Here is a 19,481-nt window from a genome sequence, read left to right as displayed (position 1 = left end):
TACGGTTGATCTAGAGTGGGTGACTGATTTTCTCAGTCTGAACACGCTGAGGTCGTTTTACGGTATTTACGCTTACTATCGGTTAGTAGAGTGATCGTGGATGGAAGAAGCAACTCAAGAGGAAGTCGAAAAAGCGATTTCAAAACTTGAACGGAACAAAAACACTGACGGAATCAGTATCGTCGACCGACAACTACCCTACTGGCTAGCAACAAACTGATGGAAATAGCTCTTGCAGGTTTGGCTTCTCGAGAACGCTGGCGGATGGCCAGCGTTAGACTTCCCATCCTCAGGTGGTATGTCACGAGGGTGGGTCTGAGACCAGGGTGTTCGACAGTACGGCGGTCGACTTCACGCTGGAACGATCTCAGCTGTGGCGAGGATCCGAATGTCTCGGGTCGGACAGATTCCTTCAGTCGTGGCTGAATCAGTTCTCCCCCGCCACTCGTTCTTTTGAACTGTGATCAAATAAACAGGCCACCTAACGGACTTCATACAAATAGTTAATATTAGTTCTAGAAAATAATCAAAATTCTATATTAAAAAGAGAGCCGATTGGGATAGTTACCCGTTTAGTCCCGCAATGATCGCTCCCGCCGTGCCAGTGAAGTAGCGGTATGTTCGCGGCTTTGTACGTCTTATCTCCGAGGATTGTACGGTCAGAGCGTCCGTGGGGCCGGCAGACTGAGAAGCTGTTACCGTCACGGTACCGGGACGGAATGGACGGACTACCAAATAGGCCCCCGCTATTATTCGCGGGCAATGGCACAGAAGACCGGCGGCTCCGGTCGCTCGAGCGTCCATCGGATCGGGTCGCTGTTCTCGAATCGGGTCGGCCGATCGGTGAGAAACGGGGGATCGGATCTCGAGGTGGACGTGGTCGATTCGATTCAGGACCTGCGGAAGGACCGATGGAACGGGATCGTCGAGCGCTCGAGTCGCGGCAGCGCGTTCCACCGTTACGAGTGGCTCGAGGCGATCGAGACGGGGCTGGGCTACACCCCGAAGCACCTGGTGGTCACCAAGGACGGGAACGCGATCGGGGGGATGCCGAACTTCGTGGTGGAGATCGAGAAGACGCCGTTCGATCGCCTCTCGTCGCTCTATCCCGGGTTCGGCGGGCCGGTGGTCCCGACGGACACGAGCGATGCGCTCGAGCGCATCGTTCAGGCCGTCCCGACGCTCTGCCGGGGGAGAACGATCGTCCATCAGATCCGCGGGCTGGACACGAGTTACCTCCGATACAACGATTTCCTTCAGTCGCGCGGGTACGAGCCGTATCGGCGAGAGTGTCGGTTCCGCCTCGATCTCACCGCGGGGCACGACGAGATCCTGGCGAACATGAGCCGGACTCGCCGTCGCGGGATCGAACGCGGGCGGGACGGCGACTACGAGATCGTCGAGGAGGAGATCACGCGAGAGAACCTGCAGCGATTCCATCGAACCTACGAACGCGTCATGGACCGCGTCGGCGGGGAGGTGTATCCGTTCTCGTTCTTCGAGGCGCTGCAGCCGATGGCGTCGCGGCTCCTCTTGCTGACGATTCGCATCGACGGCGAGTACGCGGGCGGGATGCTCGAGTTACTCGACGAGGAGCGCGATTCGGTCCACGGGTTCTTCGCAGCCATCCCGCAGGAGTACTTCGACGATCACGCGTCGGAGCTCCTCTACGACCACGTCTTCCAGTGGGGGATCGACCACGGCTACGACACGTACGACTTCGGCAGTACGACCACGGACTTCGAGGACGGCGTCTACCGATTCAAGGAGGGGTTCGGCGGTCGGGCCGTGCCGGTCCTCGTCTGGGAACGGGGATGCAGTCCCCTCTGGCCGCTGGTAAAGGCCGGACGGGCAATGTACTGGCCCTACTACACGTGATTCGGGTCGAACCGGTGCCGCCGAACTCGTCTCGGTTACCGCGGGTGCAGCGTCCGCACTGCTAATGACTGCTCCAAACATCGGATGCTAATACTTTTTCTGATACTTTTCCAGTGACAATAGATGCAGACAAATATTTTTCTATCGATTTCTAACTTCTCGAATTCAGTTACCGTTGTTATTTACTCCGCAATGAACGGTCACAACTGTTATCTTGGGGAAGTGTGCAATTTAGGCGCATGCGAAGTGTGACATACACACTCACACCGACGCGGGGATACTTCGACCGGGGTGCAGAACGCCTCCGTGAGCGCGGCGTGACGTTCGAGTCGATTCTGGACATCGATCGGCTCGAGGACGGAACGATCATCACGCAAAAGGTCGTCCGCGGGGACCGAACGGCCGTTCGAGAGGCGCTCGAGGAGACGGGAGAGGCGGTGGTCGACTACCAGCTCACTGACACCGACAGAACGACCATCCTCCAGTTACATTATCGTCCGAGCGAGCTCGTCGACGAGTTGCTCGGGATCCACCATCGACACGCGGTATTGCTCGACTATCCGCTCGCGTATATCGGACCGGAAAACCGCAGCCTTCGCGTCGCAGAGATCGGCCGCGAGACGGCGTTACGCCGCGTTCTCGAGGAAACGCGGGCGCTCGTCGACGTCGAAATCGAGCGGCTCGGTAACTACGACCCGTCCGAAGAACGGGCCTTCGCGGACCTGACAGAACGCCAGCGCGAGGTGTTACGCGTCGCAATCGAGGAAGGGTACTACGAGGAGCCGCGACAGGTGACGTACGAGGACATCGCCGGTCGACTCGACTGTTCGACGGGGACCGTCGGCCAACACCTCCGTCGGATCGAGGCTCGGCTCATGTCGACGCTCGTCGCCGGCAACGAACGGTGTTCGGAGACGGACCGCGATCGAGACCCGGCCCCCAGTCGATCGGTTCGATAACCGTCGGTTCTACCCGTCTGACCTCGAGCTCGAGTCGACACGACTCACTGCGTCGGCACCGATGTGGGCTCTCTCTTCGTGTCCGTCACGTCCGGGAACGACAGCCGAACGGTCGTCCCGCCCTCGTCGGACTCGGCAAAGGACAGCTCGCCGCCGGTCGATCGCACGATCCAGTTGACGAGCCACAGTCCGAGCCCGGAGCCGTGATCCAGCGCCGTCTCGTGGCCCTCGAGTATCGCCCGTCGTTCCGTCGCCGGGATCCCCGGTCCGTCGTCGGCGACGGTAAACTCGAGACGGGATTGGGACTCGGTGTCGACGGTATGGGCGGTGATTTCGACGGTCGGGGTCGCGGCGGTGTCGTCGCGGCCGTCCCCATCAGTGGCCACGTCGATATCGGAACTCGAAGCGTTCGCGGTGTTGTGCTCGATCGCGTTGTCGACGAGTTCGTCGAGGGCGTCGACCACGACGTCCTCGATGGACAGCATCGTCGACCCGCGTCCCGGGTTCTCGATCCGTGAGACGATACGAGCGTCCGGATACGCCGCACGCGCCCGGTCAGTGACTCGCCGAACCGCCTCGCTGGCGTCGATCAACTCGGCGTCACCGTGTCGATCGAGGGTTCGTTCCACGCCGCGGGCCTTGTCCGCCGTCGTGAGCAGGTCGTCGATCTCCGCACGGATCGGGGTGATGTGTCGCTGCTCGAGTTCGGGATTCCGGTCGCCGATCAGGTTCGCGTGGCCTCGGATAACGGTGAACGCGTTTCGGAGATTGTGTCGGAGTACCCGGTTGAGGACCTGAATACGTTGCTCGCGATCCCGCTGATCGGTGACGTCGCGGACGACGACGACGTATCCGTCCGCGAGTGCGCTCACCGTCACGCTCTGGGGAAACGTCGTCCCATCGGTTCGCGTGCCGGTAAGCGTGCCCCGCCAGTAGCTTCGATCGGACAGTGCGGGAACGACTTCTCGTTCGATTCGTCGTCTCGACTCGTTCGTATACACCGTCCACCATTGCCGTCCTTCGAGCGTCGCCTCGTCCCGATACCCGTACAGCGAGGCGTACGCCTCGTTGACGTACACGTGGCGGCCGTCGACGACGACTGCGATTCCATCCATCGAGGCGTCGACGGCCCGCGAGAGCCGTTCGTTCTCTCGGGAGTGCGTCGAGAACTCGACGTACACGTGTCCGAGAACGGCCCCGAAGCCCAGCCCGACGCTCAACGCGTTTATCGCCGGCTGAGCGAGCCCACCGGAAAACCCCATCCGTAGCGAGAGGAGAGAGATACTACTCAGGCAGAAGAGCGCACCCAGCGCCCCACAGCTGCAGGAAGTGACCGTGACGATCGTCGCGCGTTCGGTCCCCGACTCGTCGTCGTGGCTTCGAAGCCCGTACCAGACGAGCCCGACGCCGATCGTCGTCGGGACGGCCGCTTCGAGTACCAACAGCAGGGAGGGACCGCCAAACGTCAACCCGTATGCTCCGACGATGGCGAGCAGCCCGAACCCGACCAGTGAAACGGTCCGTGTTCGAGCACGGCCGGCCGCTCGGCGAATGGTGCCCCCCATCGAACCACTCGTTGATCGGTCCACCGCTCTCATTAATGAATTGGCACCGAAATTGACACGACCGGCCGCGAGTCGGAAACTGCCAGACGTGAGCACCGGGACGGACAGACTCGCACGGCGACGTCCGCCCCGACCGATTCGACGGTCGCAGTCGATGGATCGGATTCGGGTCGATCCGTCGCGGCCGACCGTATATTTACTCGCCGCCCGAACGTCCCGTATGGCGACGGTGATCATCGCACTCGCCGACCGCCTGCTCGTCTGCACGGGCGACGGACCCGCGTCCGACGGGTGGACGACTGCGACACGACTCGAGGAAACGGATCCCGTCTGCATCGCAACAGCCCCCGACGAACCGTCTCGGTACGTCGTCGGAACCGTCGACGACGGTCTGTTCCGGAGCACCGACGGCGGCGATTCGTTCGACCGACTCGAGACCGAGTTCGTCGCCGAGGAGCGGTCGACGACGGGAGATGACGGGACCGGAGTCCCCACCGAGCGCGATCGCGTGACGGCCGTGACGATCAGCCCGCACGATCCGTCGATCGTCTACGCCGGCACCGAACCCAGCCGAATCTACCGCTCGCGCGACGGCGGCGACTCCTGGACCCACCTCGAGGGACTGGTCGACCTGCCCTCCGAGGACGAGTGGTACTTCCCGCCGCGTCCGGACACCCACCACGTTCGGTGGCTCGAGGTGGATCCGTTCGATCCCGAGCGGCTCTACGTCGGGATCGAGGCGGGCGCGTTCGTGTACACCCCCGACGGCGGTGAGACCTGGCGCGAACGGCCGCCGGGATCGCGCCGGGACAACCACAGTCTGGCGACGCACTCGGACCGGGAGGGCCGGCTCTACGCCGCGGCCGGCGACGGCTACGCCGAGAGCGACGACTGCGGGGAATCGTGGCGACGACCGCAGGACGGCCTCGAGCACACGTACTGCTGGAGCGTCGTCCCGGATCCCGGCGACCCGGACCGGGTGCTCGTCTCGAGTGCCAGCGGCGCGTCGTCGGCTCACACCGTGAGCCGCGCGGCGTCGTACGTCTACCGCCGCGACGGGGGCGACTCGTGGGAACGGCTCGAGGACCGTGAACTGCCGACCGGCGAGGGCGTCGTCAGAACGGTGTTCGCGACCACGGGAGAGCCGGGAGTCGTCTACGCGGTGAACAATCGGGGTAGTTTCGGAACCCGGGACTTCGGCGACTCGTGGGCGCGGGTCGATATCGACTGGCCGACGGGACTCGAGACGCGGACGCCGCGGGGACTGGTCGCGTCGTCCGCCGTTCTCGATGAGTAGCCCGTTCAGGTGGGCGGCTTCGAAATCCTTTTAGGCGCTACACGGGGATAGTAAGGTAACTGAGTGATATCATGGACGTCGACATCATCTCCGAAACGGAGAACCCCATGTTGCATCGAACTGACGTGACCTTCGAACTCGTCCACGAGGACGCCACGCCCTCCCGGCTGCAGGTTCGCGACAGCCTCGCGGCGAAGCTGAACAAGGACGCCGACGAGGTCGTCATCCGCAAACTCGACACCAAGTTCGGGATGCGCAAGACCGTCGGTCAGGCGAAAGTCTACGACACGGCCGACTCCGCTCGCGACGTCGAGCAAGACCACATGCTCGAGCGAAACAAGATCGGCGCAGAAGAGGAGGCCGAGGCCGATGCGGAACCCGAAGCGGAGGAAGCATAGATGGCGCGACACGAGCTCTACGGCGACGACGGCAGCACCGAGGGGGAACTCTGTCCCCGCTGCGGTGACGTCTTCCTCGCCGACCACGGCGACCGCAAGCACTGCGGGAAGTGCAGCTACACCGAGTGGGAGTAACCCCCGACCGATGGGCGACGTGCCGACCACGGACGTGGCACGTCGAACGCCGCTAACACCCGTTTTCAGCCGTGACTGATACCGTTCGCATCCTCGGGATCGAGGGCACCGCCTGGGCCGCCAGCGCAGCTGTTTTCGACGCCGAGCGCGACGACGTGTTCATCGAGAGCGACGCCTACCAGCCCGAGAGCGGCGGGATTCACCCTCGCGAAGCCGCCGAACACATGCACGACGCGATTCCCCGCGTCGTCGAGCGGGCCCTCGAGTACGCCCGCGAGACCCACGACGGCCCGGCGACGGACCCGCCCATAGACGCGGTCGCCTTCTCCCGCGGCCCGGGGCTCGGGCCCTGCTTGCGCGTCGTCGGCACCGCCGCTCGAGCGCTGAGTCAGGCTCTCGGCGTGCCGCTCGTCGGGGTGAACCACATGGTCGCCCACCTCGAAATCGGGCGGCACACGTCGGGCTTCGACTCGCCGGTCTGTCTGAACGCCAGCGGGGCGAACGCGCACCTGCTGGCCTACCGCAACGGACGCTATCGGGTGCTCGGAGAGACGATGGACACCGGCGTCGGCAACGCGATCGACAAGTTCACCCGCCACGTCGGCTGGTCCCACCCCGGCGGGCCGAAAGTCGAGGCGGCCGCCGAGGACGGCGAGTACGTCGACCTTCCCTACGTCGTCAAGGGGATGGACTTCTCGTTTTCGGGGATCATGAGCGCCGCGAAGCAGGCCTACGACGGCGTCTCCGCGAGCAACGCGAGCGGAGGCTCGTCGGACGAGCGTAGCGAGTCCGACGGTAGCGTGCCGATCGAGGACATCTGCTACTCCCTGCAGGAGAACGTCTTCGGCATGCTGACCGAGGTCTCCGAGCGGGCCCTGTCGCTGACCGGCAGCGACGAACTCGTCCTCGGCGGCGGCGTCGGACAGAACGCTCGCCTGCGCGAGATGCTCGCGGAAATGTGCGCCCAGCGCGGTGCAGAATTCCACGCGCCCGAGCCGCGATTCCTGCGGGACAACGCGGGCATGATCGCCGTGCTCGGTGCGAAGATGTACGCGGCCGGCGACACGCTCGAAATCGAGGAGTCCCGCGTCGACCCGGACTTCCGTCCGGATCAGGTGCCGGTCACGTGGCGCGCGAGGTCCGAGCGAAGCGAGGACCTCGGAACGGCGAGCGGTGACGGACGGAACCGCGAGCAGACGGACGAGCCCGAGCTCGCGGCCGGGCGCGGCCAGGGTGCCGACGAGAGCCGGGTTCGCGGTGCCGAAGCGGTGGTCGACCTGGCGCCCGACGCCGGCCGCGTCACGAAGCGCCGCGAGTCGAAAACGTACCGGCATCCCGAACTCGACGATAGACTCCGCCGCGAGCGGACGACCCTCGAGGCCCGGCTGACCGGTCTGGCCCGCCGCGAGGGGGTTCCGACGCCCGTGCTCTCGGACGTCGATCCCCGCGAAGCGCGACTCGAACTCGAGTACGTCGGCGACCGGGACCTGCGGGACGGGCTGTCGGTCGAGCGGGTCCGCGACGTCGGCCGGCACCTCGCGGCGCTCCACCGGGCCGGGTTCGTCCACGGCGATCCGACGACGCGGAACGTCAGGGTCGGGCGTACGGGACGCGACGCGTCCCGGGACGAGCGAGCGGCCGACGACCGCGAGGGAGCCGGTGACCGGACGTATCTCATCGACTTCGGCCTCGGCTACCACACCGACCACGTCGAGGACTACGCGATGGACCTGCACGTCTTCGATCAGAGCCTCGTCGGCACCGCCGACGACCCCGCCCCGCTTCGCGAGGCGGTCCGGGAGGGATATCGCGAGGTCGGCGAGGAACGCGTCCTCGAACGGCTGCGGGACGTCGAGGGACGCGGCCGGTACCAGTCGTAACGCCCTCGAGTCCGTCGTTCACACGACGGCAGTCGGCTGATCGCAGCCGTCGTCGCAGCACACAATTACTTTATCAGGGGAGGACGTATCACCTGCCATGGCAGACAAGCCGACTTCCGGTGAGATCCTCGGGGTACCGTACAATTTCGAACGACCGAGCATCGGTCGCATGCTCTCGTCGTACTGGCAGCCCGGCGAGGGGATGCTCGTCGAGAAACCCTTCGGCGTCGGCTACACCCTGAACCTCGCCAACTGGCGGTCCTGGATCGTCGTCGCCGTCGCCGGAGCGCTCCTCTGGCAACAGGAGACGGGAGCGTCGGAGGGGACCGAGGACGTTGCGGACGAACCCGTCGAAGTCATCGTCGACGACGGCGACTCGGACGACTGAGCGGCACCGATCGATCGCTTTCTCGCGGATGGCGGCGGAGTCGGCAGCCCGGCGATCAGCGGTCGACCTCGCCCATGATACAGTCGAGACTGCCGATCGACGCGACGAGATCGGCCACGTATTCGCCGCGCGCGAGCTCGGGTAACGCGGAGAGATTCGAGAAACAGGGGCTGCGAATTTTGAACCGGGCCGGCGTCTCGGTCCCGTCCGCGCGGACGTAGATCCCGAGTTCGCCTTTCGCCCCCTCGACGGCGCGATACGTCTCCGTCCCGGCCTCGGGTTTGAGCGTTCGGGGCACGTTGCTCTGGATTTCGCGCTCGTCTTCGGGCCAGTGTTCGAGCAGGTCGAGACACTGCTCGACGATCTTCGCTGATTCCTCGATCTCACGCAGTCGGACGAGCAGCCGGGAGTAGTTGTCACCGTCCGGTTCGGTCACGACGTTCCACTCGAGATTGTCGTAGTAGCCGTAGGGATCGTCGCGGCGGAGGTCGTAGTCGATGCCGGAGCCTCGTGCGACGGGGCCGGTACAGCCGTACTGTTTGGCCGCGTCGGGCTCGAGAACGCCCGTGTCGACGCACCGTCGCTGGAAAATCTCGTTGGTGACCAGCAGGTCGTGGTACTCCTCGATCTTCGCGGGGAAGCTGTCGAGCACGTCACGAACGCCGGCGATGAACTCCTCGCGGGGCTCCGGGAGGTCCCAGGCGACCCCGCCCAGTCGGAAGTAGTTGAACATCATGCGCTGGCCGGTCAGTTCCTCGAGGACGTCGAGGACGAGTTCGCGGTCGCGGATGCCATATTGGAAGGCGGCGCAGAACTCCCCGACGATGTCCAGCGCGTAGGTGGCGATCGCGATGAAGTGCGATGCCAGCCGCGAGAGTTCGGCCCCCATCGTTCGGACGACCCGGGCGTAGTCCGGCACCGCGAGGTCGGCCAGGTCCTCGGCGGCGCGGGCGTAGGCCCACTCGTTCAACAGCCCCGAGGACACCCAGTCCCAGCGGTCGGGGTAGGGCATGATCTGGTGGCGGTACGTGCTCTGTTGGCACATTTGTTCTTCGCAACGGTGGATGTAGCCGATGTCGGGGTCGACGTCGACCACCGTCTCGCCGTCCAGTACCGCCTTCACGTGGAGGACGCCGTGGGTCGACGGGTGATGCGGCCCGATGTTGAGGAACATCGTCTCCGACGCGGCGTCGCGCTCGTCGCCCGCGATCGGGTTTTCGTGTTCCGAGAGGGTGACGACCTGCGGTCGTTCCTGATCGTACCCTCGCGAGAGCGGATGCCCCTGCCACGTTTCCGGCAGGAGAATCCGCCGGAGATCGGGATGGTCCTCGTACTCGATGCCGACGAGGTCGTAGGCCTCGCGCTCGTGCCAGTCGGCCGTCCGGAAGACTGGTTCGGCGCTCTCACTGACCGGGTCGTCGATCGGCGTCGGCACGACGACGCTCGCCTCTCGAGTCGGGTCGGCGTAAGACGTCAGGTGATAGATCGTTTCGAACCGATCGGGATACTGCTGGGCGGTCACGCACGAGCAGTGGTCGAACCCCGCGTCGTCGCGCAGTGTTTCGAGGACCGATTGCACGTCGTCCGGACGGATCACGACCGCCGGCGCGTTCTCGTGGTCGTCGCGATCGAGGACGGCGTCGCCGAGAAGCGCCTCGAGGTCGCGCTGCCCGCTCGGATCGGCGTTCTCGCTCGGCCGCGACTCGAGCGTCGACTCCGGTGACATACCCGACTATTCGCACCCCGCGGGCGAGTCGATTCTGCGACAGCCGCTAGGCTATTTATATATCCGCAACCGAACGTTCGGCCGTGAAGACGGTTCGGCTCACGCTTCGGTACGACGCCGAGACGATCCATCCGATGCACCGGTTCGTCGCCGACAGCGACGCCTTCGACGCCTACCGGATGGTCCACGGGAATTTCTCGGGAACCGACGATAACGCCTTCATCTTCCACGTCGTCGGCGATCCGGACGTCTACGAAGCCGCCCTCGAGGAGACCGATCGGGTGAGCGACTACGAACTCACGCGGACCGGCGACCGGACGTTCACCGTCTACGTCCGCGACGTACCCGAGGGCGTCGACGAACGGCTCCTCGACCTCTTCACGGAGGGGAGCCTCGTGGTGTTACCGCCGATCGAGTACCGGTCCGACTGGACGGTTCGGTTCTCGGTCGTCGGCGAATCGGCCGATCTCCGGCGGGCGCTCGAGGGCGTCCCCGCGGGCATCGAGACGGCCGTCGACCGAATCGGACAATACGACGGAAGCGACGCCGCCGTCGGCGCGTTGACTGCACGCCAGCGCGAGGCGGTGCGGGTCGCTCGCGAACTGGGCTACTTCGAGGTCCCCCGGTCGGCGAGCGTCGAGGACGTCGCCGAGGAACTCGGCTGTGCGCCCGGAACGGCCGCCGAACACCTCCGGAAGGCGGAGGAAACCGTGATGGACGCCCTCGAGCTCTAGGGGGCTGAATCCGTTCGGCCCCCTATTCCTCGAGCGGCGGCGCGAACGCGCCGACGACGCGACACGGCTCGCGGATCGACAGCGGCCAACCGACGCCTATTTTCCGCCCGCGAACCCCGCCTCGTACATGGCCATTCGATTCGTCACCGGCAACGAGGGGAAGGTCCGCGAGGCGCGGGGCTACCTCGACGGAGTCGAGCCCGTCGAACAGGTCGAGTACGACTACACCGAGGTTCAGAGCGACTCCCTCGGGGAGATCGCGGCCCACGGCGCCCGCGAGGCCTTCGAGGAGTTAGGGAATGACGAGCCGGTGCTGGTCGACGACGCGGGGCTGTTCGTCGACGCGCTGGGTGGGTTTCCGGGCCCCTATTCGGCGTACGTCGAGGACACCGTGGGAGTCGAACGGCTCTGGCGGCTCGCGGAGGCCGAAGAGAACCGCCGCGCGCAGTTCCGAACTGTCCTCGCGTACGCCGACGAGAACGGCACCGAGTCGTTTGCGGGCTCGGTGTCCGGCACGCTCGTCGCACCCCGCGGTGAGGGCGGGTTCGGCTACGACCCGATCTTCGAGTACAACGGGCAGACGATGGCCGAGATGAGCACGGAAGAGAAGAACGCGATCTCCCATCGCGGACGCGCGCTGGGGGAGTTCGCGGAGTGGTTCGCCGGACGCGACGAGTAGCCGAATCGAGCGACCGTCAGTCGTCGCTTTCGGCGGTCGTGCTCGCCGTTTCGTCGTCCGCCGCCAGCTGGGATTCGGTGACCGCCTTCGCTTCGGTGTCGACGCTGACGCCCTCCCAGTCCTGATCCGCGTGGTACCCCTCCCGCTCCTTCGCGCTGGGTGCGACGCGAATGAACTCGGCCTTTTCGCGGGCGTCGGGGATCGTCAGCCCGCCACAGTAGGAGAGGCCCGACTGAACCCCGGCGCAGAACTCCTCGACGACGTCGGCCACGGGCCCCTTGTACGGGGTCAGGGCCTCGACGCCCTCGTCGGCGCGGACGTCGGCGTCCTTGTCGTCGCGCTTTTCGGCCGAGGTCGTCGTCGCCATCCCCCGCGAGCGCTTGTACCGTGCGCCGTCGACCTCGACGACCGCCCCCGGCGCTTCCTCGGTGCCGGCGAAGAGGCTCCCGAGCATCACCGTGTCCGCCCCCGCCATCAGCGCCTTCACCGCGTCACCGGAGGTACGGATGCCGCCGTCCGCACAGATGGTGACGTCCAGCTCCTCGGCCGCGGTCGCACAGTCGTCGACCGCGGTCAGCTGCGGGACGCCCGCCCCGGCTACCTTTCGAGTAGTACAGTGAGAGCCGGGGCCGATACCGACTTTCACGCAGTCGGCTCCGGCGGCCGCGAGGTCCTCGACGCCCGCCGGCGTCGCGACGTTGCCGGCGACGAGGTCGGTCTCCGGGAACTCCGCCCGGAGGATTTCAACGGCCTCGAGCGTTCGCTCGAGGTGGCCGTGAGCGACGTCAACGACGAGCACGTCGACGCCGGCTTCGATCAGTTTCCGACAGCGCCCGACGTAGTCTTCGTCGATCCCGACGGCAGCGCCGACCCGTTCGTCGGCGGCGGCTACCCGTGCGACCTGTTCGGCCTGTTCGTCCGGCGTGAGGAACCGGTGCAAGACGCCGAACCCGCCGACCCGCGAGAGCTCGATCGCCAGTTCGGCCTCCGTGACGGTGTCCATCGCGGCGGAGACCAGCGGCGCGTCTAGCTCGACGTCCGGCGTCAGGCTCGTCGAGAGGTCGACGGTACTGCGGCTATCGACCGGTGATCGGTTCGGTACGAGGAGCACGTCACCGTAGCTCAGCCCGGTACGTAGATCGTTCATTTCCCGTACGATAGAGGAGTCTCCGGCAAATAAGAGTCACGCCCGCAGGGGCCTGAGCACATCCGGTAGCAGCCTCGTATCGCTATCGCGGCCGGCGCTGTGGGTATCCTCGCGCTTCAGCGCGGGGAGGATGTCACGCTCGCGGATCCCGATCCGGTCCCGGATACTCGCCGCCCTCGACGACATCGTACAGGCTCGCGGGGTCGAACAGGCGAGCGAACGCGTCCGGCGGGCGGATGCTGACGGATACGCGAGGCTGGAGCGTGAGCCCGGCTCTCGCCGATCGAAGCCGCTCGTCGTAGGATAGCAGGTGCGCCGCTCCGCCCTGATAGGCCGACGCCAGCGCCGGATGGTCCCCCTCTGGCTGGTCGACAGCGACCCGCTCGTCCTCGAGTCGCTCCCGGTGGTCGGCGGCCAGCTCCGCGTCGACGAGTCGCGCGACGAGTCGCTCCGTCTCCTCGAGCAGCGGGTCGCTCGCGATCAGGTCGACCCACGAGTGACGCCGGACGTGATCCAGCGCTTCGCGCGCCGCGCCGCCGACGAGGAGGTCAGCCGCGAGGACGTCGGCGTCCGCGACGACTCTGGCGGGGTTCGGTTCGTCACGATCCGGCATCGTCGTCCCCCCGGAGCGCCTCGAGTTCGCTTCGAACCCGCTCGAGATCGCCGTCGTACGCCGCCCCGCGGTCGAACAGGTCGTCCCAGCTCGTAGCCATCGGTGGCGGTTGGTGCTACGGCATCAAAGGTGGTCCGGCTCGAGTCCGCCGGCGAAACATCCGGTGGTCACGACCGCTGCGAGAGCAGCCAGAACGCGATCGTTCCGAGGACGAACGCCACGCCCACGTTGACTGCCAGCCCGATGATCCCGACGCCGAGGACGACAGCCAGCGCCCGTCTGCCGGTGATCGGCTCGAACGCCGCTCGAGCCAGTTCGAGCGCGACGACGACGAGCAAGACGCCGAGGACGGCCATCGGAAACGCGGCCAGCAGGGCACCGGTGGCGACCAACGCGAGCGCGAGGTAGCCGATTCCGAGCAGTACGTTCGCCCCGCCGGTTCGCGCGCCGAAGGCGTACTTACCGGCGAGACCGCCGCTCCCGTGACACATCGGCACGCCACCGAACGGGATCGCCGCGAGGCAGGTCACGCCCATGCTCGTCGAGAGGTCGTCGGCCGAGACGTCACGATCGTAGAGGTCGCCACAGAGCAGAGCCGTCGCGATCGCGGCGTTGCCCACCGTCATGCCGAGCTGGGCGACGGTTCCCTCGAGCGCGGCCGCGGTGATCGACGGCGACCCGGCCGGAAAGACCCCGATCTCGGGAATCGCAGGCGTCGGAACGCCGGCCGTCGCGACGGCCGCGACCCCGCCGAGCCCGAGCACGACGAGGACGCTCGCCTGGCGGTAGCCGACGATTGCCAGCAGGCCGACGACCGCTAGGCCGCCCGCCGCGACGGGGAGGTTCCCCAGCGAGAGGTCGACCGCTGCCTCGAGCAGGAGCAGCCCCACGGCGAGTTGCACGCCGCGGATGACCGGTTCGCCGACGACCCGCTGGAGTCGACCGACGAGCCCGAGGTGGCCGACTGCGAGCAAGACGCCGCCGGCGACCAATCCGGCGGCGGCGAGTTCGGCGTATGACAGTGTCCCGACGATCGCTAATCCGATCAGCGCCTTCATCGGTTCGACGGAGAGCGGCAGCCCGTAGTACAGCCCCCAGACGATCTGAAAGACGCCGAAGCCGATCAGGACGTGGGGAAGCGAGACGCTCGTCGTCGCCCCTAACGCCACGATCAGCGGTAACACCGTAACGGAATCTCCTAGCGCACCCGTCAGTTCGCCCGCGGAAAATTCGAGGTCGGACCCCGTGCTCGAGCGGAACGAGTACGCCATCTACTCCCGGTAACTCCGGAACGAACTTGACTCTTGGCGGTAACTGGGGACGGTTTCTCTCTCCCCTCGTTGTGGCCGATTTCGGTTACGTCGGTCGATCCGAATCCGCCTCGCCCGTCGCCTCGAGCGCGTCGGCGAGTACCGACTCGAGGGCCCCCCGCGCCGCCTCCGCGAGCGGCCGGAGCGGTCGTCGAGGCGAGCCGACCGGCTGGTCCCGTGTGGCCAGCGCAGCTTTGATACCCGGAACGCCGTAGGTCGACGTCACGGCGCGGTTGAGTTCGACGAGATCGGCGTTCAGGGCTCGCGCGGCGTTTCCCCGACCGGCGTCGTGCAGTCGGTAGATCTCCCCCGCTCGTCCGGGAACGACGTTCGACAGCGCCAGCACGCCGCCGTCGGCACCCGCGGTGAGCCCCGCTGCGTAGATGCTCCCGCTGCCGACCAGCACCGCGAACTCCTCGTCTTCGGTGAGGCGGACGAGTCGCTGGATGGCCTCGAGGCTCCCGCTCGAGTCCTTGATGCCGGCGACGTTCTCGTGGCCGGCCAGCGAGGCGACCGTTTCCGGCGCGAGCGCGTGGTCGGTGAATTTCGGAACGCTGTAGAGGTAGATCGGGATCGGCGAGTCGTCCGCGAGGTCGCGGTAGTAGGCGGCCAGGGCCTCCTCGTCCGAGTCGTAGTACGACGGCGTGACCACGAGCGCGGCGTCCGCACCGGCCGCGGCGGCTCGTTCGGTCGTCTCGAGGGTCGGCTCGAACCCTTCGCGACCGGTGCCCGCGAGCACCGGGAGTTCGGTTACTTCGGCGACGGTCTCGACGACGCGAATCCGTTCGTCGGTCGTCAGCAGCGGGGCCTCGCCCGACGATCCGCAGGGAACGAGGAAGTCGACGCCGCGCTCCTCGAGCCAGGCGACGAGGTCGCGGAGTCGCGTGCGGTCGACGCGTCCCGACGAATCGAACGGCGTGACGAGCGGCACACCGGTACCGTTCATGAACGGAGAAAAGGCGGCACGGGTCAAAATACTGGGCGTTTCCGATACCGATCTCCCACCCGGGCCGGAGTCGACCAGACGGCCGAGACGCCAGTACCGGGTCTCGCTAGCGGGTCTCGCTCCCGCCGCTTCCGTCGCCGATCGTTTCCGGCGTCGACGTCGCGGTCGAGACCGCGTCCGGATCGACGTCGTCGGCGGTTCGGGCCTCGGGGAGGTCGTAGCCGCCTTCGGTGACGTAGCGCTCGAGTTGCGCGTTCAACTCGCCGGCCTGTTCGGTGAGCACCGTCGCGCTCCGGGCGACGTGGGAGAGCGCGTCGGCCTGAGCGGACGCTCGGCGGGCGGCCCTCGCGGACGTCGTCGCCGTCTTCTCGCTCGTTTCGGCGGCGGACTCGACCAGCACGACGACTTCCTCCGTTGCCGAGGCCTGCTCCTCGGTCGCAGCGGAGATCTCCTGGACGCCGTCGTTCGTGTCGCCCGCGAGCTCGGCGATCCGTTCGAGGGCGTTCGCGGCCGCCTCGACGTCGGCGACGCTGTCCTCGATGCGGCCGCGGCTGGTTCGCACCTCGTCGGCCGCCGACATCGCCCGGTCCCTGAGGCCCTCGAGGCGCTCCTCGACGGCCTGGACGGAGTCGTAGACCTGTTCGGAGAGGTTCTGGATCTCGTCGGCGACTGCACCGAACCCTTCGCTGCCGCCGTCGCCGGTCCGGGTCGCCTCGATGTTCGCGTTGAGCGCGAGCATGTTCGTCTGCTCCGCGATGTCGCTGATCGACTCGACGAGGTCGTCGATCTGCTCGGCTTCCGCCTCGAGCCCCTCGATCTCCTCGAGCGTGCGTTCGGTCTCCGCGTCGATCACGGCCATTCCCTCGATCGCGTTGCCCGCGGCCTCGCTCCCTTCCTGGCCGACTCTGGCGGTCCTGTCGGCGGTGTCGGCGACCTCGGAAGCGGTCGCGGCGATCTCTTCGATCGTCGTCGAGAACGATTCCATTTCGGTCGCGACGGTCTGGAGCTGATCGTTCTGCTCCCTGTTGTCCGCGACGACCTCGGTGAGCGCCTCGCTCGTGCGCTCGCCCTCCGCCCGCACCGTCTCCATGCTCGTTTTGAGCTCGCGACTGTAGGTGACGGTTTCGCCGGAGAACGATTTCAACGTCCCGAAGGTGTCCTCGATCTCCGCGAGCATCGCGTTGGAGTTGCCGGCCAACTCGTCGATCGCGTCGTGGGTCCCGCGTTGCTCGAACCGTCGGGTGAGGTCGCCCGCGGCGACCGCTCGCGTCGTCTCGGCGTGTGCCTCGACCGTGCTCTCGAGTTCGTCCAGCGATCGGTCAGTCTGCTCGCCCGCCGCGAGTCGGTTCCGAATCCCGGCGAGCGCGTCCTCGAGCGCGCCGAACTCGTCGTCCCGATCCGTCGCGAACGAAACGTCGTACTCCTCGTTCTCGAGACGGGCGGTCCGGTCGGTCACGTCGGCGATCCCCTCGCGGAGCTCGTCGCGCTGACGCGGTGCGGATCGGGCGTCCGAGACGGCGGCGATCGCGGCCGCGCTCCCGCCCGTCGCGACGACGCCGGCGATTCCGACGCCGAGGGGCGCGGTCGCCAGCTCCCCGAGTGCGACTGCGGCGACGGCGACGACGACCAGTCCCGCCAGCGCGATCGCGACGCCGAACCCGATCGGCGTGTCGGACTGAATCGCCGTCGGGAGCGCCGACGTGTCGTCGGTGGCTGCCGTCGACTCAGTCATTCGTTCCCCCGCTGGGAGCGTCGGCCGGTGGTTCGGACTCGAACTCGAACCCGGTTTTCGATTCGGTCTCGGTATCCGACTGCGGATCTCGTTCGCTTTCGGCGTCTCTGGCCACGTTCCGCCGGATGTCGAACTGGCACTCCTCGGCTCCCTCGTGCATACAGGTTCGCTCTTCCGCGATCAGTTCCTCGTCGAAGCGCTCGGCGACGCCCTGGATCGCGCCGCGGGCGACGTCACACAGCTTTCGGTCCGAGTCGTAGGTGATCCGAACCCGGTTCTCGTCGATTCGTTCCGATCGGATTCGGGGCGTCGTCAGCGTCGTCATGTCCCGCGTCCGCAGCGACGTGTGGAACTGCTGGATGTTCGCGATGAGTTCCAGTCCCTCCCACTCGTCGTCGATGTGGAGATCGTAGGTCTCGAGCAGCGCCGGGACGACCCACTCTCCGTACTGGGTCAGGATCGTCCGCGGACTCTGGTCGGTGAGTTCGCCGGCGGTCCGCGCGATCTCGTAGACGTCGCCGTCCGGATAGACGGTGACGGGCACGTAGACTTTCTCCTCGATGTCGGCCTCCGCTTGCACTGCGAGCCAGGCGTCCTCGCCGTAGGTATCGACGACGAACGCCTGCAGGGTCTTCAGAATTATCCCGTGCATGGTGCCCCGCTGCCCCCGCTTTCTCCGCTCGGAAGTGGACCGAATATATCAGTATTCACGATTGTCAAGTTACGTTGTAACTACTGCCCAATAGTCGTCTTACCCACATTGTTGGGTACGTAACCGATCATGTGAGGTGGGTGCACAACGCGGGACCCGTATATATTATCACACATATATGTTTAATTATGTACTGGGGATCGATTGTACCGACGAATCACCACGGATAAGACGACCGACCCGGTTCCAGCGAACGTGAGCGATCTCGGAAAAATCGATCGGGCGTTCTTCGACCGCCACATCGCACCGAATCTGGGTGCCGACCGCGACGACGTCGCCCTCGGTCCCACCCACGGCGTCGACTTCGGCGTCCTCGATATCGGCGGGCGAGCGCTGGTCACCGCCACGGATCCGGTCTCGATCCTCCCCGCGCTGGGCCTCGAGCGGGCGGCCCGCTTCGCGCTCGACCTCATCCTCGCGGACGTGGCCGTCAGCGGCGTGGCCCCGTCGCATCTCTCGATCTGTTTCACCCTCCCCGAGGGGCTGACCGACGACGAGTTCGCGACGATCTGGGAGACGATCCACGCCGAGTGTGCGGACCTCGGCGTTTCGATCATCACGGGGCATACGGCCCGCTACGGGGACATTTCACACCCATGGGTCGGCGCGGCCACCGCGATGGGCGTCGGCGATCACGACGATATCGTCCGTCCCGACGGAGCCCGTCCTGGCGATCGACTCCTCCTGACGAACGGCCCCGCAGTCGAATCCGTCGGCCTGCTGAGTACACTCTACGGCGATCGAATCGACCTCCCGGACGACGCGATCGCCACCGCTCAGAACCGCCTCGAGGAAGTGTTCGCCGTCCGCGACGCCCTCACGGCGGCCGCCGCGGGGCCGGTGCGGGCGATGCACGACGTGACCGAAGGCGGCCTCGCGGGCGCGCTCAACGAGATGGCCGACGGCGCTGGCGTCCGGTTCGAGATCGATCGCGACGCCGTTCCGATGCGCCCCGGCGTCCGCGAGGTCTGTGCGGCCCTCGAGTTCGACCCCTGGGCGGCGACCAGTTGCGGGTCACTGCTGATCGCGGTCGATCCCGACGGCGTTGCTGCTGTTCGAGGAGCGCTCGAGGATCGGAACACGCCGGTCGCCGAAATCGGGCGCGTCGAAGCCACGGGAGACGAGGGCGGAGCGGTGGTCGTGGACGGGGACCGGCTCGAGCATCCAGCCGTCGATCCGTCGTGGGCGGCGTACGCGGAACTGGCGGCCGGGGCGTCCGACGACGCCGATTTGTAACGACGCCGAGTGGCCCGTTTTTCGACGGACTCGAGCTGTTTCGGTCCGGCCGGCCGGTATGCGGTGGCGCGTGCGGAGTCGCGATGAGTGATCAGCGAATCGCGACTCGAATCCACGCGAGGGATGAGCGAGTGAACACGGTGAAC

Annotated in this window: 18 protein-coding genes; 10 read left to right on the top strand and 8 right to left on the bottom strand. The window is 66.4% G+C overall.

Annotation, left to right across the window (positions count from 1 at the left end; all coding sequences use genetic code 11):
- Positions 1 to 762: 762 nt before the first annotated feature.
- Positions 763 to 1,878 carry a lipid II:glycine glycyltransferase FemX gene (locus NDI89_RS02875; protein ID WP_277520010.1) on the top strand — a complete coding sequence of 372 codons (1,116 nt, stop codon included), beginning with the start codon at positions 763 to 765 and terminating at the stop codon, positions 1,876 to 1,878.
- Positions 1,879 to 2,117: 239 nt separating this feature from the next.
- Positions 2,118 to 2,837, top strand: a complete 720-nt coding sequence (locus tag NDI89_RS02870; protein ID WP_277520009.1) for a helix-turn-helix domain-containing protein — start codon at positions 2,118 to 2,120, stop codon at positions 2,835 to 2,837.
- 44 nt (positions 2,838 to 2,881) lie between these two features.
- Here the strand turns inward: NDI89_RS02870 and NDI89_RS02865 are convergent, their stop codons facing one another.
- Positions 2,882 to 4,402 (bottom strand): ATP-binding protein, encoded by a 1,521-nt coding sequence (locus NDI89_RS02865; RefSeq protein WP_277520008.1) that lies wholly within the window; start codon positions 4,400 to 4,402, stop codon positions 2,882 to 2,884.
- A 220-nt stretch (positions 4,403 to 4,622) separates the two neighbouring features.
- On the opposite strand from NDI89_RS02865, the gene NDI89_RS02860 reads away from it, so the two are divergent.
- The 5 genes from NDI89_RS02860 (at position 4,623) to NDI89_RS02840 (ending at position 8,500) form a co-directional block, all read left to right on the top strand.
- Entirely contained in the window at positions 4,623 to 5,699 is a 1,077-nt protein-coding gene (locus NDI89_RS02860) for a WD40/YVTN/BNR-like repeat-containing protein (RefSeq protein ID WP_277520007.1), read from the top strand.
- Between the two features lie 71 nt (positions 5,700 to 5,770).
- The gene (locus NDI89_RS02855; RefSeq protein WP_277520006.1) at positions 5,771 to 6,097 is read left to right on the top strand and encodes a 30S ribosomal protein S24e; all 327 of its coding nucleotides are present in this window, start codon (positions 5,771 to 5,773) and stop codon (positions 6,095 to 6,097) included.
- Entirely contained in the window at positions 6,098 to 6,232 is a 135-nt protein-coding gene (locus tag NDI89_RS02850) for a 30S ribosomal protein S27ae (protein WP_222917139.1), read from the top strand.
- A gap of 71 nt (positions 6,233 to 6,303) precedes the next feature.
- Positions 6,304 to 8,112, top strand: a complete 1,809-nt coding sequence (locus NDI89_RS02845; RefSeq protein WP_277520005.1) for a bifunctional N(6)-L-threonylcarbamoyladenine synthase/serine/threonine protein kinase — start codon at positions 6,304 to 6,306, stop codon at positions 8,110 to 8,112.
- Between the two features lie 97 nt (positions 8,113 to 8,209).
- Positions 8,210 to 8,500, top strand: a complete 291-nt coding sequence (locus NDI89_RS02840; protein WP_277520004.1) for a DUF5808 domain-containing protein — start codon at positions 8,210 to 8,212, stop codon at positions 8,498 to 8,500.
- A gap of 55 nt (positions 8,501 to 8,555) precedes the next feature.
- On the opposite strand, the gene NDI89_RS02835 is transcribed toward NDI89_RS02840, so the two are convergent.
- A complete protein-coding gene (locus NDI89_RS02835) occupies positions 8,556 to 10,226 on the bottom strand; it encodes an NADH-quinone oxidoreductase subunit D (protein ID WP_277520003.1) in 1,671 nt (556 codons plus the stop codon).
- A gap of 83 nt (positions 10,227 to 10,309) precedes the next feature.
- Here NDI89_RS02835 and NDI89_RS02830 point away from each other — a divergent pair, with 83 nt between their 5' ends.
- Entirely contained in the window at positions 10,310 to 10,960 is a 651-nt protein-coding gene (locus tag NDI89_RS02830; RefSeq protein ID WP_277520002.1) for a helix-turn-helix domain-containing protein, read from the top strand.
- Positions 10,961 to 11,087: 127 nt separating this feature from the next.
- Positions 11,088 to 11,639: an XTP/dITP diphosphatase gene (locus NDI89_RS02825; protein ID WP_277520001.1), complete on the top strand. Its 552-nt coding sequence runs from the start codon at positions 11,088 to 11,090 to the stop codon at positions 11,637 to 11,639.
- Positions 11,640 to 11,655: 16 nt separating this feature from the next.
- On the opposite strand, the gene NDI89_RS02820 is transcribed toward NDI89_RS02825, so the two are convergent.
- The 6 genes from NDI89_RS02820 to NDI89_RS02795 form a co-directional block, all read right to left on the bottom strand.
- Positions 11,656 to 12,786: a guanosine monophosphate reductase gene (locus tag NDI89_RS02820; RefSeq protein ID WP_277520000.1), complete on the bottom strand. Its 1,131-nt coding sequence runs from the start codon at positions 12,784 to 12,786 to the stop codon at positions 11,656 to 11,658.
- A 133-nt stretch (positions 12,787 to 12,919) separates the two neighbouring features.
- Positions 12,920 to 13,399 carry a DUF7384 family protein gene (locus NDI89_RS02815; RefSeq protein WP_277519999.1) on the bottom strand — a complete coding sequence of 160 codons (480 nt, stop codon included), beginning with the start codon at positions 13,397 to 13,399 and terminating at the stop codon, positions 12,920 to 12,922.
- Positions 13,400 to 13,566: 167 nt separating this feature from the next.
- Positions 13,567 to 14,670 carry a putative sulfate/molybdate transporter gene (locus NDI89_RS02810; RefSeq protein ID WP_277519998.1) on the bottom strand — a complete coding sequence of 368 codons (1,104 nt, stop codon included), beginning with the start codon at positions 14,668 to 14,670 and terminating at the stop codon, positions 13,567 to 13,569.
- Between the two features lie 85 nt (positions 14,671 to 14,755).
- Positions 14,756 to 15,655, bottom strand: a complete 900-nt coding sequence (locus tag NDI89_RS02805) for a dihydrodipicolinate synthase family protein (protein ID WP_277519997.1) — start codon at positions 15,653 to 15,655, stop codon at positions 14,756 to 14,758.
- A 106-nt stretch (positions 15,656 to 15,761) separates the two neighbouring features.
- Complete coding sequence (locus NDI89_RS02800) at positions 15,762 to 17,387, bottom strand: methyl-accepting chemotaxis protein (RefSeq protein WP_277519996.1); 1,626 nt, start codon at positions 17,385 to 17,387, stop codon at positions 15,762 to 15,764.
- The gene (locus NDI89_RS02795) at positions 17,380 to 18,039 is read right to left on the bottom strand and encodes a heme NO-binding domain-containing protein (protein ID WP_277519995.1); all 660 of its coding nucleotides are present in this window, start codon (positions 18,037 to 18,039) and stop codon (positions 17,380 to 17,382) included. The genes NDI89_RS02800 and NDI89_RS02795 overlap by 8 nt, the downstream gene beginning before the upstream one ends.
- Before the next feature lie 255 nt (positions 18,040 to 18,294).
- Here NDI89_RS02795 and NDI89_RS02790 point away from each other — a divergent pair, with 255 nt between their 5' ends.
- Positions 18,295 to 19,335, top strand: a complete 1,041-nt coding sequence (locus NDI89_RS02790; protein WP_277519994.1) for an AIR synthase family protein — start codon at positions 18,295 to 18,297, stop codon at positions 19,333 to 19,335.
- Positions 19,336 to 19,481: the final 146 nt, after the last annotated feature.

This window comes from Natrinema salsiterrestre (assembly GCF_029502005.1).
GTDB classification, from domain to species: Archaea; Halobacteriota; Halobacteria; order Halobacteriales; family Natrialbaceae; genus Natrinema; species Natrinema salsiterrestre.
The sequence above is the reverse complement of the archived record's forward strand: the minus strand, read 5'-3'. Positions and strand labels throughout refer to the sequence as shown.